Genomic DNA, 14,541 nt, shown 5'->3' with positions numbered 1-14,541 from the left:
TTTAAAATTTTGTTTTTAAAACTTTTGCGATACCCCCTAAACTTGTGCGATACTTGCTGCAAACACGCATGCGCTCTCAGACTTTAGCACCATATCTAACGGGATGTGATAAATTTCACGCTCTTTAAAATACTCTCTTTCTGGTTCGCTAAAGCCCCCTTCAGGCCCTATGATAACGCCCTTTTCAAAACCCACGCTTGTGGGTAAGGTTTCGCCCTTAAAATCTAAAACGCTCGCTTTAGGGTAGGCTTTTAATACCTCTTTGGTGTTTGAAAACACTTCCAATTCCATTAAAGAGCTCCTACCGCATTGCTCGCAAGAATGGATCAAAATCTTTTGAAAGCGCTCTAATTTGGTGCTGTCTATTTTTTCATTGCGCTGGCTAAAATCCGCATAGAATAAACTCAACTTGCTCACGCCTAATTGATTTAAAAAGGGTAGGATTTTTTCAACGCTTTTGGTTTCAATCACGCTTAAAATCAAATGCGTTTTTTTACTAGCCATAACCTCTAATAATCGCGCACCCACTAGCTTTAAAAGGGCGTGTTTTTTAGTGATTTCTGCATGCTCATAGGTGTATAAAAAGCCGTCTTTTAAATTTCTTAAATCCAAACGACTCGCACTTTTGATGCGCCTTGAGCGGTATAAATGCGTGTAACTCTCACCTTCTATTTTTAAAACAGGCTCTTTGGCTAAAGGGTGATAGACAAAACGCATTCAAAGGCCCATTAACACAACAATAAGAATCGTTTCTAAAAAATACAGGATTTTAGCCTTTTTAATATACGCCTCCATCCTTTCTTTTTTAGTGATAGCGAATTTCACGCTTTTATGGCGTTTGATTTCTGCTATAAGCATCAACAACAGCCCTAAAAGCATGGCAACAGCGCTAAAAGAAAATTCAAATTGCTGCATCGCCCAAATAAAAATCCCGCTCAAAAGAGCGATGCTTAAAAGAATGTAAATCGCTGGCATGACAAGATAGATTTTTTTGTTCAATTGGATAAAATTCTTTTCTTTAAAAAGGGTGTAAAGATTGATCATAAAGGCTAGGGCAAGCAAGGCGGCAAAAAAGGCATGGATAAGCAAGGATTGGGCCATCACAGAAGAATCTTGTGTATTTAATGCTTGCAAACTCATCTCTAACATTAACTTCTTTCTAACGATTTATTTTTTATTAATCGTTTTATTTTAGCATGTGCTAATGAATTTAATCAATGAAAAGCTTGATAATTTAGAAAATAACGCTACAAAATCCCCTAAAGAAGCGGTCATTCTTTTGAATATGGGAGGGCCTAACAGCCTTTATGAAGTGGGGGTGTTTTTAAAAAACATGTTTGATGACCCCTTTATCCTTACCATTAAAAATAATTTTATGCGTAAAATGGTGGGTAAAATGATCGTCAATAGCCGCATAGAAAAATCCAAAAAAATCTATGAAAAATTAGGGGGAAAATCCCCTTTAACGCCTATCACATTCGCCCTTACGGAGCGTTTGAACGAATTGGATCCTTCTCGCTTTTACACTTATGCGATGCGTTATACCCCCCCTTATGCGTCTATGGTCTTGCAAGATTTAGCCTTAAAAGAGGTAGAAAGCTTGGTGTTTTTTTCCATGTATCCGCAATATTCTAGCACCACCACCCTTTCTAGTTTCAATGATGCTTTTAACGCCCTAAAATCCTTAGAAACTTTCCGCCCTAAGGTGCGACTAATAGAGCGTTTTTATGCCAGCAAAAAACTTAATGAAATCATTCTAAACACGATTTTAAACACCCTAAACAACCGCAAAAGCCAGGATTTTGTCTTAATCTTTTCCGTCCATGGCTTACCTAAAAGCGTTATTGATGCCGGCGATACTTACCAGCAAGAATGCGAACACCATGTGAATTTGTTAAAAGAGCTGATGCAACAAAAAAATATCCCTTTTAAAGAAGTCTTACTCTCTTACCAATCCAAGCTAGGGCCTATGAAATGGCTAGAGCCAAGCACTGAAGAATTGATAGAAAAGCACCGCAAGTCTCATATTGTCATCTATCCTTTAGCTTTCACGATTGATAATTCTGAAACGATCTATGAATTAGACATGCAATACCGCTTGATGGCAGAGCGCTTGGCGGTTAAAGAATATTTGGTTTGCCCATGCTTAAACGATTCCATAGAGTTTGCAAATTTCATTATTGAACAGATTAAAGATCTCAAGGAATAGTAAAATGTGCATAAAAAAGCGATTATTGTAGTAAGATACTTAGTTTTCAAATCTATTAAAAAATAAAGGTTATTCCATGTTTTCACTCTCTTATGTTTCTAAGAAATTTTTAAGCGTGTTGCTATTGATTTCGCTATTTTTAAGCGCTTGCAAATCTAACAATAAGGACAAATTAGATGAAAATCTTTTAAGTTCTGGCGCTCAAAGCTCCAAAGAATTAAATGATGAGCGAGACAACATAGACAAAAAGAGCTATGCCGGTTTAGAAGATGTTTTTTCAGATAATAAGTCCATTAGTCCTAACGATAAATACATGCTTTTAGTTTTTGGCCGTAATGGTTGCTCCTATTGTGAAAGGCTTAAAAAAGATCTCAAAAATGTCAAAGAATTGCGCGACTATATTAAAGAGCATTTTAGCGCTTACTATGTCAATATCAGCTACTCTAAAGAGCATGATTTTAAAGTCGGCGATAAAAATGATGAAAAAGAAATCAAAATGTCCACAGAAGAATTAGCGCAAATTTATGCCGTCCAATCCACCCCTACGATTGTTTTATCCGATAAAACCGGTAAAACCATCTATGAATTGCCCGGCTATATGCCCTCTACGCAATTTTTAGCAGTGTTAGAATTTATCGGCGATGGGAAGTATCAAGACACAAAAGACGATGAGGATCTCACCAAAAAATTAAAGGCTTACATCAAGTATAAAACCAACCTTTCTAAAAACAAATCAAGCTAGGAAAATGCATGAAAAGCCTTAAGAGCTTGATTTCTTTTTTGCTGGCTTCTTTTTGGGTCGCTATCCCTTTAATCGCACTCTATGCCTTAGCGTGCGCGATAGCCACTTTTATAGAAAACGATTACGGCACGAGCGCGAGTAAGGCGATTGTGTATAACACCCCTTGGTTTAATTTCTTGCATGCGTATTTGTTGGTGGTTTTAATAGGCACATTCATTAATTCTAAAGCTTTGAAGCGCAAAAGATACGCCAGCCTTTTTTTCCACAGCTCCTTGATTTTAATCATTTTGGGGGCAGCCATCACGCGCTTTTTTGGCGTAGAAGGGCTTATGCATGTGCGAGAAAATAGCGCGCAAAGCTCTTTTGAAAGCGCGGACACTTACCTTAATATCACTCTTAATGACTCCACCAAACTTTCTTTAAAAACGCCCTTAACCTTTTATCATTCCAAACGATTAAGACCCATTCATGCCACTTTAGATCACAAGCCTTTGATTTTAGAACCCTTAGAGATTTACAAGCAAAACGCCATTAAAAAAGATGACGCTACTATTTTAGTGTTAAAAGCGACTTATAACGGCGTGAGCCGCAAATTCAACCTCATTAAAAACAACAGGAATGAAGGCATAGAAGAAAGCGAGGTGTTTAAAGACGACAAGCTCTCTTTAAGTTTTGGATCCGCTTACATTGAATTGCCCTTTCAAATCAAACTGAAGCGTTTTGAATTAGAGCGCTACGCCGGCTCTATGAGCCCTTCATCTTACGCTTCAGAAGTGGAAGTTTTGAAACTGGATAACACTTTGATCAAACCTTATAGGATTTTTATGAACCATGTTTTAGATTATGAAGGTTATCGCTTTTTCCAATCTTCCTATGACACGGATGAAAAAGGCACGATCCTTTCTGTCAATAAAGATCCGGGTAAAATCCCCACTTATTTAGGGTATGCGATGCTTATTTTGGGGGCTTTGTGGTTGCTTTTGGATAAAAATGGGCGTTTTTTGAAGCTTTCACGCTTTTTAAAATCCCAACAAGTTGCTAGTTTCTTGCTCGCTTTAATTTTAATCAGCCCTTTTACTTCTTCGTTTGCTAATGAGGCTCCAATTGACATGCATGGGGGCAAAAGTGCTAAAATTGAGCGACAAAAGATAGAAAATCCCGCTAATAAAGAGGATTCTAAAAGCGCAATTTTAGAGCGTTTGAAACGTTTAAGAGAGTATTCCAAAGACCACTTAAAAGCCTTTCAAAGGCTTCAAGTCCAGGATTTTGACGGGCGTATCAAACCTCTTGATACCATCAGCATTGAATATATCCATAAGATTTTAAAAAAAGATGATTTTCAAGGGCTAAACGCCATGCAAACGCTTTTAGGGATCATGTTTTTCCCCAATGATTGGCGCAGTATTAAGATGATTTACACTTCTAGTAAAGCCTTAAGAAAGCTTATCGGCACGCCCTTAGACGAAAGCCGTATCGCTTTTAGAGATGCGTTTGATAGCCGTGGGTATAAATTAAAAAATTTGGTTGAAGAAGTCAATCAAAAATCCCCTAACGCGCGCAACGAATTGGATAAAGACGTCTTAAAAGTAGATGAACGAATCAACTTAGTCTATACGCTTTTTAGCGCTCAATTTTTACGCATTTTCCCTAGCGATAAAACCACCGCTTGGCTCTCGCCCATTGAAGCGATCAACAGCCCCAATAAAGAAATTTCAAGCGTGGCAACGGAGTTTTTAAAAAATATTTTTAGCGGGTTTGATGACGCTTTAAAAACCAATCAATGGGATAAAGTGGAAAAAACCCTAAAAGATTTAAGCATTTACCAACAAGAGCATGCCAAAAACCTCTATTTGCCCTCTTCTAAAGTGGATTCTGAAATTTTTTTAAACCACACCAATTTTTTTAACCGCCTGACCCTACCTTATATCTTTCTTGGGTTATTGCTTTTTATCGTTGTGATCAGCTCTCTGGTTAAAAACACCCCCCCTAATATTTGGCCCACTAAAATCCTTTATATGGCTATCTTGCTTTGCGCGATCGCTCATTCTGTGGGGCTAATCTTGCGTTGGTATGTGAGCGGTCATTCGCCTTGGAGCAACGCTTATGAGTCCATGCTTTATATCGCATGGGCTTCTGTTGTCGCAGGGTTTGTTTTACGCTCAAAACTCGCGCTATCGGCCTCTAGCTTTTTAGCCGGTATCGCGCTCTTTGTGGCTCATTTAGGCTTTATGGACCCTCAAATCGGCCATTTAGTGCCGGTGTTGAAATCCTATTGGCTCAATATCCATGTCTCTATCATCACCGCCAGTTATGGCTTTTTGGGCTTGTGTTTTGTGCTAGGGATTTTGAGTTTGATTTTGTTTATTTTGCGCAAACAAGGGCGTTTCAATTTGGATAAAACCATTCTCTCCATTAGCGCCATCAATGAAATGAGCATGATTTTAGGCCTGTTCATGCTCACAGCCGGGAATTTCTTAGGCGGGGTGTGGGCGAATGAATCTTGGGGGCGTTATTGGGGGTGGGACCCTAAAGAAACTTGGGCATTGATTTCTATTTGCGTCTATGCTTTAATCTTGCATTTGCGTTTTCTAGGCTCTCAAAATTGGCCCTTTATTTTAGCGAGCAGCAGCGTGCTAGGGTTTTATTCGGTTTTAATGACTTATTTTGGCGTGAATTACTACCTTTCTGGCTTACACAGCTATGCCGCAGGCGATCCCTTGCCGATCCCTACTTTTTTATACTTTTTGGTAGCGATACCTTTCGCTCTCGTGATCTTGGCGTATTTCAAACGCCATTTGAGTTTGCCTAAATTAATTTAAAGGATAACCATGTTCCAACCCCTATTAGACGCCTTTATAGAAAGCGCTTCCATTGAAAAAATGGCCTCTAAATCTCCCCCCCCCCTAAAAATCGCTGTGGCGAATTGGTGGAGAGGCGCTGAAGAATTTAAAAAGAGCGCTCTGTATTTTATCTTAAGCCAACGCTACAAAATCACCCTCCACCAAAACCCCAACAAACCCTCCGATCTCGTCTTTGGCAGTCCTATTGGAGCAGCCAGAAAAATCTTATCCTATCAAAACACTAAAAGAGTGTTTTACACCGGTGAAAATGAAGTCCCTAATTTCAACCTCTTTGATTACGCCATAGGCTTTGATGAATTAGACTTTAGAGATCGTTATTTGAGAATGCCTTTATATTATGATAGACTACACCATAAAGCAGAGAGCGTGAATGACACCACTGCACCCTACAAGATTAAAGACAACAGCCTTTATACTTTAAAAAAACCCTCCCATCATTTTAAAGAAAACCACCCTAATTTATGCGCAGTAGTGAATAATGAGATCGATCCTTTGAAAAGAGGGTTTGCGAGCTTTGTCGCAAGCAACCCTAACGCTCCTAAAAGGAACGCTTTCTATGACGCTCTAAATTCCATTGAGCCAGTTACTGGGGGAGGGAGCGTGAGAAACACTTTAGGCTATAATGTCAAAAACAAGAGCGAGTTTTTAAGCCAATACAAATTCAATCTGTGTTTTGAAAACTCGCAAGGCTATGGCTATGTAACTGAAAAAATCATTGACGCTTATTTCAGCCATACCATTCCCATTTATTGGGGGAGTCCTAGCGTGGCGAAAGATTTTAACCCTAAAAGTTTTGTGAACGTTTGTGATTTTAAAGATTTTGATGAAGCGATTGATTACGTGAGATACCTGCACACGCACCCAAACGCTTATTTAGACATGCTCTATGAAAACCCTTTAAATGAAATTGATGGGAAAGCTTACTTTTACCAAGATTTGAGTTTTAAAAAAATCCTAGATTTTTTTAAAACGATTTTAGAAAACGACACGATTTATCATAATAACCCTTTCATTTTCTATCGTGATTTGAATGAGCCGTTAATATCTATTGATGATTTGAGGGTTAATTATGATGATTTGAGGGTTAATTATGAGCGCCTTTTACAAAACGCTTCACCTTTATTAGAACCCTCTCAAATCACCACTTTTAAAATCTATCGCAAAGCTTATCAAAAATCCTTACCTTTGTTGCGCGCAATAAGGAGATGGGTTAAAAAATTGGGTTTGTAAAATTGGGGGTAAATCAAACCCCTTGCGCTATCATCGCAGACGCCACTTTTCTAAAACCAGCGATATTGGCCCCTAAAACAAAATTAGTAGGGTCTTTAAACTCTTTAGCGGTTTGAGAGACATTCTTATAAATCTCTTTCATGATGTGGTGTAATTTCGCATCCACCACTTCAAAACTCCAAGGGTGCATGCTTGCATTTTGCGCCATTTCCAAGCCGCTCACACTCACCCCCCCAGCATTAGCCGCCTTGCCTATACCATAAGAAATCTTAGCCTGTAAAAACAATCCAATCGCTTCATTGCTTGAGGGCATGTTCGCCCCTTCAGCCACGCATTTGCACCCGTTAGAAAGGAGGGTTTTAGCGTCTAAAACGCTCAATTCATTCTCAGTCGCGCTAGGAAAAGCCGCAAAACAAGGCACATGCCACACTGCATTCCCCCCTTTGGGGTAATTTTCTATGGGGGTGTATTTCGCGTTTGGTTTTTGTAGGGCGTATTCTTTGATCCTCTCACGACGGATTTCTTTAATCTCTTTCAAAAGCTCTAAATCAATGCCGTCTTTATCATAAATCATGCCATTAGAATCGCTCGCCGTTACCGGTTTAGCCCCTATTTGAAGCAATTTTTCAATGGTGTAAATTGCGACATTACCGCTCCCAGAAACGCTGCAAACCTTACCCTCTAAGGAGCTGTTCCTTTCTTGCAACATTTCTTCAGCAAAATACACGCACCCATAGCCGGTAGCTTCTTTTCTGCACAAGCTCCCCCCATAAGTGAGTCCCTTACCGGTCAATACGCCCTCAAAACGATTGACTAATTTTTTGTATTGCCCAAACAGATAGCCAATCTCTCTTTCGCCCACTCCAATATCCCCGGCTGGCACATCAGTCGTGGCTCCAATGTGGCGGTATAATTCATTCATGAACGCCTGGCAAAAACGCATGATTTCATATTCGCTCTTCCCTTTAGGGTCAAAATCGCTCCCCCCCTTAGCGCCCCCCATAGCCAAAGTGGTGAGCGAATTTTTCAACACTTGCTCAAAGCCTAAAAACTTGATCACGCTTTCATTCACGCTAGGGTGGAATCTCAAGCCCCCCTTATAAGGGCCAATCGCCGAATTGAATTCAACCCTACACCCCCGATTGACCTGGATTTGGTTGTTATCATCTAACCAACACACCCTAAAAAAAATCTCTCTTTCAGGCTCAATCAAACGCTCTAAAATGGCATGCTTTTCATAACTTTTATCGCTGTCTAAAAGGGGTTTTAAAGAAGTGATAGCTTCATAGACAGCTTGATGGAACTCTTTTTGATAAGGGTATTTTTTCTGTAAAGATTGGAGGATTTTTTCAACATACATAAGCGGCATCCTTTTATTGTTTTAAGTGTTTTTATTGTAACACTAAAAGGGTAATCAAGTTTTAACTTTATCTTAAAAAACTTTTTAAAACGCCCACAAACCCTCTATCAAAGCCGCTCAAATCTTTGTAAAACTCTGCATCATAACCGCAAAACTCCAAGCATTCTTTCAAGCTTTTTAACTGGTCATACCCCATTTCGCAAACCAAAAAAGGGATTTTTAATCCAGCGGCTAAAAAAACGATTTCTTTTAAGATTTCATCGCCTTTAACCCCCCCAAAAAGGGCTTCGTGCGGTTCTTTGAGAACGGATTTTTCCAAAGGATAACCTCTAGCGATATAAGGCGGGTTAGAGACAAGCATTTCTATCGTTGGCATGCGATCCCAAAGGCGCGTTTGTTTTAAAAAAACACGCTCTTTTAAATTAAAGCGTTCAATATTTTTGGACGCCACTTCTAAAGCTTTTAATGAAATATCGCTCGCATAAATACAAAGTTTAGGGTTTTCTAAAGCCAAACTAACGGACACGCAAGCGCTCCCTATGCCGATTTCGCCTATCTCTTTTAAGTGGTATTGAGAAATAACATCAAGGGCTTTTTGGACTAAAATCTCCGTTTCAGGCCGTGGGATTAAAACATGCTCATTCACGAAAAAAGAGCGCCCGTAAAAATCACAGCTTTCTAATAAATACTCTATGGGGCAGTCATTCAAACGCTTTTCTACCAATTCAAAAAAACGCACCTCTTCTTCGTGGTTTAACTCTAAATAAGCATGCGCGTGCAAAAAAACCCTTTCTTTTTGCAAGACAAAGCCTAATAAAATTTCAGACTCTAAGCCCCCCCTAAAACCTTTTTGCGATAATCCTTTTTTGGCTTTGTTTAGGGCTTGTGAAAGGGTCATTCAATTTCATAATCCAAAGCTTTCAAGCGTTCTAATAGGGGTGGGTGCGTGAAATGCAAGAAGACATAAAAAGGGTGCGAATGGGGGAACGCTTTATTTTCGCTCACAATAGACACTAACGCTTTGGCTAAAACCTCTTTAGAGCTTAAACTCGCCCCAAACTTGTCCGCATTGTATTCGTTCTTTCGGCTAAAAAACCCAATCAAAGGCATAGCGTAAAAAGAAAATACCGGCAAAAACAAGAGTAAAATCGCAATCAAACTCGCTGGCGTTTGCGAGACATTGAAGCCTTCAAAAACGATCGGTGGCAAATGAGCGATCAGAGCAAAAACAAGAGCGAGCAAGCCTCCCATAATCCCTAAACTTTTCAGTAAATCCTTATTTTTAAAATGCCCTAATTCATGCCCTAAAATGGCTAAAAGCCCTTCCGTCCCAACTTTAGAGATCAAAGTGTCAAACAACACCACCCGCTTGTTTTTACCCAAACCTCCAAAATACGCATTCAAACGCCCATCCCTCTTGCTAGCGTCCATCACAAAGATGCCTTCGGATTTAAAACCTACCTTATCCATCATGCTCTCAATTTGACTCTCCAAATCCCGGTTATTTAAGGGGGTGAATTGGTTGAAAAGCTGGGCGATTTTAGGGTAAAAAAGATTAGCCAAAATCATGAAAACAAACACGACAAAAAACGAGCTAATCTCCCAATGTTCCACATGTTCAATGATCATAATAAGAGTGTAAATCAACAACAATCCCACGCTTAAAGTGAGCAATAACCCTTTGAAAAAATCCTTAAAAAACAACGACAAGCTCACCTTAGAAAAGCCAAATTCCTTATCCAAATGCATGGTGGTGTAGTAGCTAATGGGTAAAGCTAAAACGCTTTGAATCGCTAAAAACAACAAGGCAAACACCAAGTAACCTAGCGTTTCAGGAAGGTTTAAATAATGCGTCAAATCTTCTAAATGCGTCAAACCAAAAAAGACCCACCCAGCAAAGATTATCCCGTCTAAAATTTGAGAAATAATGGATAATTGCATTTTCCTAATGGCATAATTTCCCGCTTCTTCATAATCCTTTTGTGGGAGTAAAACGGGCTTCTCGCAGAGCTTTTGACGGATAAATTTCAATTGCAAAATATCGCCCACAATGTAAGGAGTCGTAAAAAAGAGCAAATAAAAAATACAAATTATCATATCTATCCATATGTCAAGCATATTCTAAACCCCTTTTTTAATCAATTTGCCAATAAAAGTATGGGAATTATAACAATTTTTCAAAAATTTACCATAAAATTAAATAAATATGGTAGAAAAAAGGGGCTATTTTTGAGCGTTTTTAATCCAATCATAAAAAGCTGTGTTATCCAACCCGCTACCAACAAAAAGGTCTGTCATGCCCCATTCTTTTAAAAAGCGTTTTTTAATCGTTTATGCCCTTTCTACCTTGCTTTTAGTGGGGGTTTTGTTAGCGTTATTTTTCTTTTATGCGAAAAATAACCTATTAGAAAACACCCAAATACGCATGCAATACACCGCTGATGCGATCGCTAAAAGCCTTTTAGAGTTGGATAATACCTCTTCTTTAGAGCCTTTAAAAATCTTAGAAGAACGATTCAAAAACACCCCCTTTGTCTTATTAGATGCGGATAACAAAGTCAAGTTTTCCAATATCGGGGCGTTTGTGGCCTCTTTTAAAAATGACGCCTTAATTAAAACCCCTTATTTTGCGCTTAAAAAACAGGGCTTTTACCTCACAGACAGCGCCCCAACTAACCGCTTAGGGGTTTCTAAAATCATTATTGCAGAAGAAGAAATTCAAAAAAATTTTATCCCCCTTTATAAAATGATAGGCTATGTGTTTTTGGGTGCGAGTTTGTTTGTTGCACTAATAGCCATGTGGCTTTATCAAATCCAATAAAACGATGGATTTGTTTTTATTGAATAAGGAGCTAAAACGACTACTTCTCTACCAACACAGGCTTATTTTTAAAGCTTTTAATTGCATTTTCAAGCTGTTTTAGGGCTTCTTCTTTCGTTTTATAAGGGCCAATAAAATAATGCGTGAGGGAGTCTTTTTTCTTTATTTGGTAAGGGAAAGTTTTGAGCGTTTGCAAAAAATCCTTACTGGGCGCGTTCAAAAAAGCCCCAATTTGCAAATAATACCCTTTAGGGATACTCGCATCTTTTAAGCTGGGTTTTACTAAGCTTTTTTTGTTCTCGTTCTTGGGTGGCTCTTTTGTTAGGGGCTTGGATTGATTAATAGCGGTCTCCTGCTTATGGGATTTCTTGATTTTTCTTTTCACCTTTTTGCTTTCTATATAAAAATCATATAAATCATGGATTCTTTGCTTCACATAAGCTTCATAGCAATTCTTATAAATCGGGCTATTTTCAATAGAAGCCTTGGGGCTTATTAGCATAACCAACGCCACGCATTCTTCATGGGCGACTTTGAGCCATTCCTCTTCGCTTTGTTCTAGGATTTCTTTGATTTTAGGGAACTCATACTGCGTGCCTTTTTCCATATTTTCTAACATTTCTATAAGTTCTTCATGGACTTCATTGAGTCTTAATTGGATAGGGGGTAAATTTTTGGGCGTATTTTGAACGCTTTTAGGATCCGCTTTTTTATCGTCTAAACCAACAGCATTCCTTGAAAGGAGGAAAACCAACAACAGAGTCATTTTTAATATACTTTTTTGCATTTATCATTCCATGTCAAGCTCTCTGTCTTGTTGTTTTATGGTAATCAAAAATACCAAATACCGCCATAAGAATTGCTTAAAAATAGGATTTGGTTGCTTGATTTTATGGTAAAAGTCATTACCTTAAGGGGATAGGGGTATTTTGCGATAATTTAATAGCTTTGATATAATAACTTTTAAAAACCATGAAAGGCTTACTATGCAATCTTTAAGTTTGTTAAACCAATTGGGGGCTAAAATTGACGAATTGATTGAAAAAATCAAAAAACAAGAAGAAGAGTTGAACGCTTTACGCCAAGCAAACACCACGCTGAATGCGCAAAATGAAGAAAAAGACATTCAAATCGCTATTTTATACGATGAATTGAGCGCTAAAGATAAGGGCATTCAAGGTCTTTATGACAAAATCTCTGATTTATTGTCATAAACCATTAAAAACATGCACTCCGAAAACGACAGCTTAGAAATCACTTATTTAGGCAAACGCTATAAAATCTCTCTCAATAACACCTTTAGCGATGAGATGAAACGCACCCTAAAGGAGCGTTTCCATAACCAAGAATTAAACGCCTTAGAGCTTTTAAAGGATTATTTGCATGAAAGTTGTCAAAACGAGTATTTGCATAATGAACTCCAAAAGCTTTTAGAAAAAATCTCATCATGTTCTATCACTTAATCGCTCCTTTAAAAAATAAAACCCCCCCTTTAACTTACTTTTCTAAAGAGCGACACCTTAAAGGAGCGTTAGTTAATATCCATTTAAGGAATAAAACGCTTTTGGGAGTCGTTCTTGAAGAAGTTTCAAAACCCTCTTTTGAATGCCTAGAACTAGAAAAAACCCCTTATTTTTTACTCCCCTTTCAAATAGAGCTTGCTCTATTTATCGCTCAATATTACTCGGCCAATCTTTCTTCAGTCTTAAGCCTTTTTACCCCTTTTAAAGAATGTGATGAAATGGGGTTAGAAAAAATTGAGCCTGTTCTTAATAGATTAAGCCAAACGCAAACCAACGCTTTAAAAGAATTGCAAAAACATTCAGCAAGCTTGCTCTTTGGCGATACGGGTAGCGGGAAAACCGAAATTTATATGCATGCAATCGCTCAAACTTTAGAGCAAAAAAAAAGCGCATTATTGTTAGTGCCAGAAATCGCTCTCACCCCTCAAATGCAGCAACGCCTTAAAAGGGTTTTTAAAGAAAATTTAGGCTTGTGGCATAGCAAACTCTCTCAAAATCAAAAAAAACAATTTTTAGAAAAGCTTTATTCGCAAGAAATCAAATTAGTGGTAGGCACACGAAGCGCGTTGTTTTTGCCCCTTAAGGAGTTGGGTTTAATCATTGTAGATGAAGAGCATGACTTTTCTTATAAGTCTCATCAAAGCCCTATGTATAACGCTAGGGATTTATGCTTGTATTTATCCCATAAATTCCCTATTCAAGTGGTTTTAGGCTCTGCTACACCAAGTTTGAATAGTTACAAACGCTTTAAAGATAAGGCTTTAGTACGCTTAAAGGGGCGCTACACCCCTACGCAAAAAAACATTATTTTTGAAAAAACCGAGCGTTTTATCACGCCCAAACTCCTAGAAGCGCTCAAACAAGTTATAGACAAAAACGAGCAAGCCATTATTTTTGTGCCTACAAGGGCTAATTTCAAAACCTTGCTGTGTCAAAATTGCTATAAAAGCGTTCAATGCCCCTTTTGCAGCGTGAATATGAGTTTGCATTTAAAAACCAACAAACTCATGTGCCATTATTGCCATTTTTCAAGCCCTATCCCTAAAATTTGCAGCGCGTGTCAAAGCGAAGTTTTAGTGGGTAAAAGGATAGGCACCATGCAAGTGTTGAACGAGTTGGAAGGCCTTTTGAAAGGCGCTAAAATAGCGATTTTAGATAAAGATCACACCAGCACGCCAAAAAAACTCCACAATATTTTAAACGATTTCAACGCTCAAAAAACCAATATCTTAATCGGCACTCAAATGATAAGCAAAGGGCATGATTACGCTAAAGTGAGTTTAGCGGTTGTTTTAGGCATAGACAATATCATTAAATCTAATAGTTATAGGGCTTTAGAAGAGGGCGTGTCGTTACTTTATCAAATCGCTGGGAGGAGCGCTAGGCAAATTTCTGGCCAAGTGTTCATTCAAAGCACCGAAACCGATCTATTAAAAAATTTCTTAGAAGATTATGAAGATTTTTTACAATACGAATTGCAAGAAAGGTGCGAACTCTACCCGCCTTTTTCAAGGTTGTGTTTGTTAGAGTTTAAGCATAAAAACGAAGAAAAAGCCCAACAATTGATCCTAAAAGCCTCTCAAACCCTTTCTTCGTGTTTAGAAAAGGGCGTAACGCTCTCTAGCTTTAAAGCCCCCATTGAAAAAATCGCCTCTTCTTACCGCTACCTGATTTTATTGCGTTCCAAAGACCCTTTAAGCCTAATCAAAAGCGTGCATGCGTTTTTAAAAACCGCCCCTAATATTCCTTGTAGCGTGAACATGGATCCTGTGGATATTTTTTAAAAACTTTATAT

At 38.4% G+C, this 14,541-nt stretch carries 14 protein-coding genes; 8 read left to right on the top strand and 6 right to left on the bottom strand.

From position 1 onward, the window contains the following. Positions 1–36: 36 nt before the first annotated feature. Positions 37–717 carry a 16S rRNA (uracil(1498)-N(3))-methyltransferase gene (locus DQL14_RS06455; RefSeq protein ID WP_108169140.1) on the bottom strand — a complete coding sequence of 227 codons (681 nt, stop codon included), beginning with the start codon at positions 715–717 and terminating at the stop codon, positions 37–39. Further along, positions 718–1,149 (bottom strand): hypothetical protein, encoded by a 432-nt coding sequence (locus DQL14_RS06450; protein WP_000892088.1) that lies wholly within the window; start codon positions 1,147–1,149, stop codon positions 718–720. A gap of 55 nt (positions 1,150–1,204) precedes the next feature. Here DQL14_RS06450 and hemH point away from each other — a divergent pair, with 55 nt between their 5' ends. The 4 genes from hemH to DQL14_RS06430 all read left to right on the top strand — a co-directional run bounded on the left by hemH (position 1,205) and on the right by DQL14_RS06430 (position 7,042). Beyond that, a complete protein-coding gene (gene hemH / locus DQL14_RS06445) occupies positions 1,205–2,209 on the top strand; it encodes a ferrochelatase (RefSeq protein WP_108169139.1) in 1,005 nt (334 codons plus the stop codon). A 76-nt stretch (positions 2,210–2,285) separates the two neighbouring features. Further along, positions 2,286–2,951 (top strand): SoxW family protein, encoded by a 666-nt coding sequence (locus tag DQL14_RS06440; RefSeq protein ID WP_108169138.1) that lies wholly within the window; start codon positions 2,286–2,288, stop codon positions 2,949–2,951. An 8-nt stretch (positions 2,952–2,959) separates the two neighbouring features. Further along, the gene (gene ccsA / locus DQL14_RS06435) at positions 2,960–5,770 is read left to right on the top strand and encodes a cytochrome c biogenesis protein CcsA (protein ID WP_108169137.1); all 2,811 of its coding nucleotides are present in this window, start codon (positions 2,960–2,962) and stop codon (positions 5,768–5,770) included. A 9-nt stretch (positions 5,771–5,779) separates the two neighbouring features. Next, positions 5,780–7,042 carry a glycosyltransferase family 10 domain-containing protein gene (locus tag DQL14_RS06430; protein WP_108169136.1) on the top strand — a complete coding sequence of 421 codons (1,263 nt, stop codon included), beginning with the start codon at positions 5,780–5,782 and terminating at the stop codon, positions 7,040–7,042. A 13-nt stretch (positions 7,043–7,055) separates the two neighbouring features. Here the strand turns inward: DQL14_RS06430 and gdhA are convergent, their stop codons facing one another. The 3 genes from gdhA to DQL14_RS06415 form a co-directional block, all read right to left on the bottom strand. Continuing rightward, on the bottom strand, positions 7,056–8,402 hold the full coding sequence (gdhA, locus tag DQL14_RS06425) for an NADP-specific glutamate dehydrogenase (protein WP_108169135.1): 1,347 nt from the start codon (positions 8,400–8,402) through the stop codon (positions 7,056–7,058). Between the two features lie 67 nt (positions 8,403–8,469). Beyond that, on the bottom strand, positions 8,470–9,300 hold the full coding sequence (locus DQL14_RS06420) for a peptide chain release factor N(5)-glutamine methyltransferase (RefSeq protein ID WP_108169134.1): 831 nt from the start codon (positions 9,298–9,300) through the stop codon (positions 8,470–8,472). Continuing rightward, entirely contained in the window at positions 9,297–10,520 is a 1,224-nt protein-coding gene (locus tag DQL14_RS06415) for a M48 family metallopeptidase (RefSeq protein WP_108169133.1), read from the bottom strand. The genes DQL14_RS06420 and DQL14_RS06415 overlap by 4 nt, the downstream gene beginning before the upstream one ends. Before the next feature lie 178 nt (positions 10,521–10,698). On the opposite strand from DQL14_RS06415, the gene DQL14_RS06410 reads away from it, so the two are divergent. Further along, entirely contained in the window at positions 10,699–11,223 is a 525-nt protein-coding gene (locus tag DQL14_RS06410; RefSeq protein ID WP_108169132.1) for a hypothetical protein, read from the top strand. A gap of 40 nt (positions 11,224–11,263) precedes the next feature. Here DQL14_RS06410 and DQL14_RS06405 read toward each other — a convergent pair whose 3' ends face one another. Further along, on the bottom strand, positions 11,264–12,010 hold the full coding sequence (locus tag DQL14_RS06405; protein ID WP_108169131.1) for an SPOR domain-containing protein: 747 nt from the start codon (positions 12,008–12,010) through the stop codon (positions 11,264–11,266). A 199-nt stretch (positions 12,011–12,209) separates the two neighbouring features. Here DQL14_RS06405 and DQL14_RS06400 point away from each other — a divergent pair, with 199 nt between their 5' ends. Genes DQL14_RS06400 through DQL14_RS06390 form a run of 3 tightly spaced genes read left to right on the top strand, consistent with a single transcriptional unit; the run spans position 12,210 to position 14,530 of the window. Continuing rightward, a complete protein-coding gene (locus DQL14_RS06400; RefSeq protein ID WP_001191188.1) occupies positions 12,210–12,437 on the top strand; it encodes a hypothetical protein in 228 nt (75 codons plus the stop codon). 12 nt (positions 12,438–12,449) lie between these two features. Continuing rightward, on the top strand, positions 12,450–12,686 hold the full coding sequence (locus DQL14_RS06395) for a hypothetical protein (RefSeq protein ID WP_000555364.1): 237 nt from the start codon (positions 12,450–12,452) through the stop codon (positions 12,684–12,686). Continuing rightward, entirely contained in the window at positions 12,671–14,530 is a 1,860-nt protein-coding gene (locus DQL14_RS06390; protein WP_108169130.1) for a primosomal protein N', read from the top strand. Before DQL14_RS06395 ends, DQL14_RS06390 begins: the two co-directional genes overlap by 16 nt. Positions 14,531–14,541: the final 11 nt, after the last annotated feature.

It is taken from the genome of Helicobacter pylori NCTC 11637 = CCUG 17874 = ATCC 43504 = JCM 12093 (genome assembly GCF_900478295.1).
Taxonomy (GTDB): domain Bacteria; phylum Campylobacterota; class Campylobacteria; order Campylobacterales; family Helicobacteraceae; genus Helicobacter; species Helicobacter pylori.
This window is presented reverse-complemented; position numbering and strand designations above follow the sequence as displayed.

Bases quoted from the DNA above. Each gene is read 5' to 3' on its own strand.
- DQL14_RS06455 (WP_108169140.1), bottom strand. From the start codon at position 717: ATGCGTTTTGTCTATCACCCTTTAGCCAAAGAGCCTGTTTTAAAAATA.
- DQL14_RS06450 (WP_000892088.1), bottom strand. From the start codon at position 1,149: ATGTTAGAGATGAGTTTGCAAGCATTAAATACACAAGATTCTTCTGTG.
- hemH (WP_108169139.1), top strand. From the start codon at position 1,205: ATGAATTTAATCAATGAAAAGCTTGATAATTTAGAAAATAACGCTACA.
- DQL14_RS06440 (WP_108169138.1), top strand. From the start codon at position 2,286: ATGTTTTCACTCTCTTATGTTTCTAAGAAATTTTTAAGCGTGTTGCTA.
- ccsA (WP_108169137.1), top strand. From the start codon at position 2,960: ATGAAAAGCCTTAAGAGCTTGATTTCTTTTTTGCTGGCTTCTTTTTGG.
- DQL14_RS06430 (WP_108169136.1), top strand. From the start codon at position 5,780: ATGTTCCAACCCCTATTAGACGCCTTTATAGAAAGCGCTTCCATTGAA.
- gdhA (WP_108169135.1), bottom strand. From the start codon at position 8,402: ATGTATGTTGAAAAAATCCTCCAATCTTTACAGAAAAAATACCCTTAT.
- DQL14_RS06420 (WP_108169134.1), bottom strand. From the start codon at position 9,300: ATGACCCTTTCACAAGCCCTAAACAAAGCCAAAAAAGGATTATCGCAA.
- DQL14_RS06415 (WP_108169133.1), bottom strand. From the start codon at position 10,520: ATGCTTGACATATGGATAGATATGATAATTTGTATTTTTTATTTGCTC.
- DQL14_RS06410 (WP_108169132.1), top strand. From the start codon at position 10,699: ATGCCCCATTCTTTTAAAAAGCGTTTTTTAATCGTTTATGCCCTTTCT.
- DQL14_RS06405 (WP_108169131.1), bottom strand. From the start codon at position 12,010: ATGCAAAAAAGTATATTAAAAATGACTCTGTTGTTGGTTTTCCTCCTT.
- DQL14_RS06400 (WP_001191188.1), top strand. From the start codon at position 12,210: ATGCAATCTTTAAGTTTGTTAAACCAATTGGGGGCTAAAATTGACGAA.
- DQL14_RS06395 (WP_000555364.1), top strand. From the start codon at position 12,450: ATGCACTCCGAAAACGACAGCTTAGAAATCACTTATTTAGGCAAACGC.
- DQL14_RS06390 (WP_108169130.1), top strand. From the start codon at position 12,671: ATGTTCTATCACTTAATCGCTCCTTTAAAAAATAAAACCCCCCCTTTA.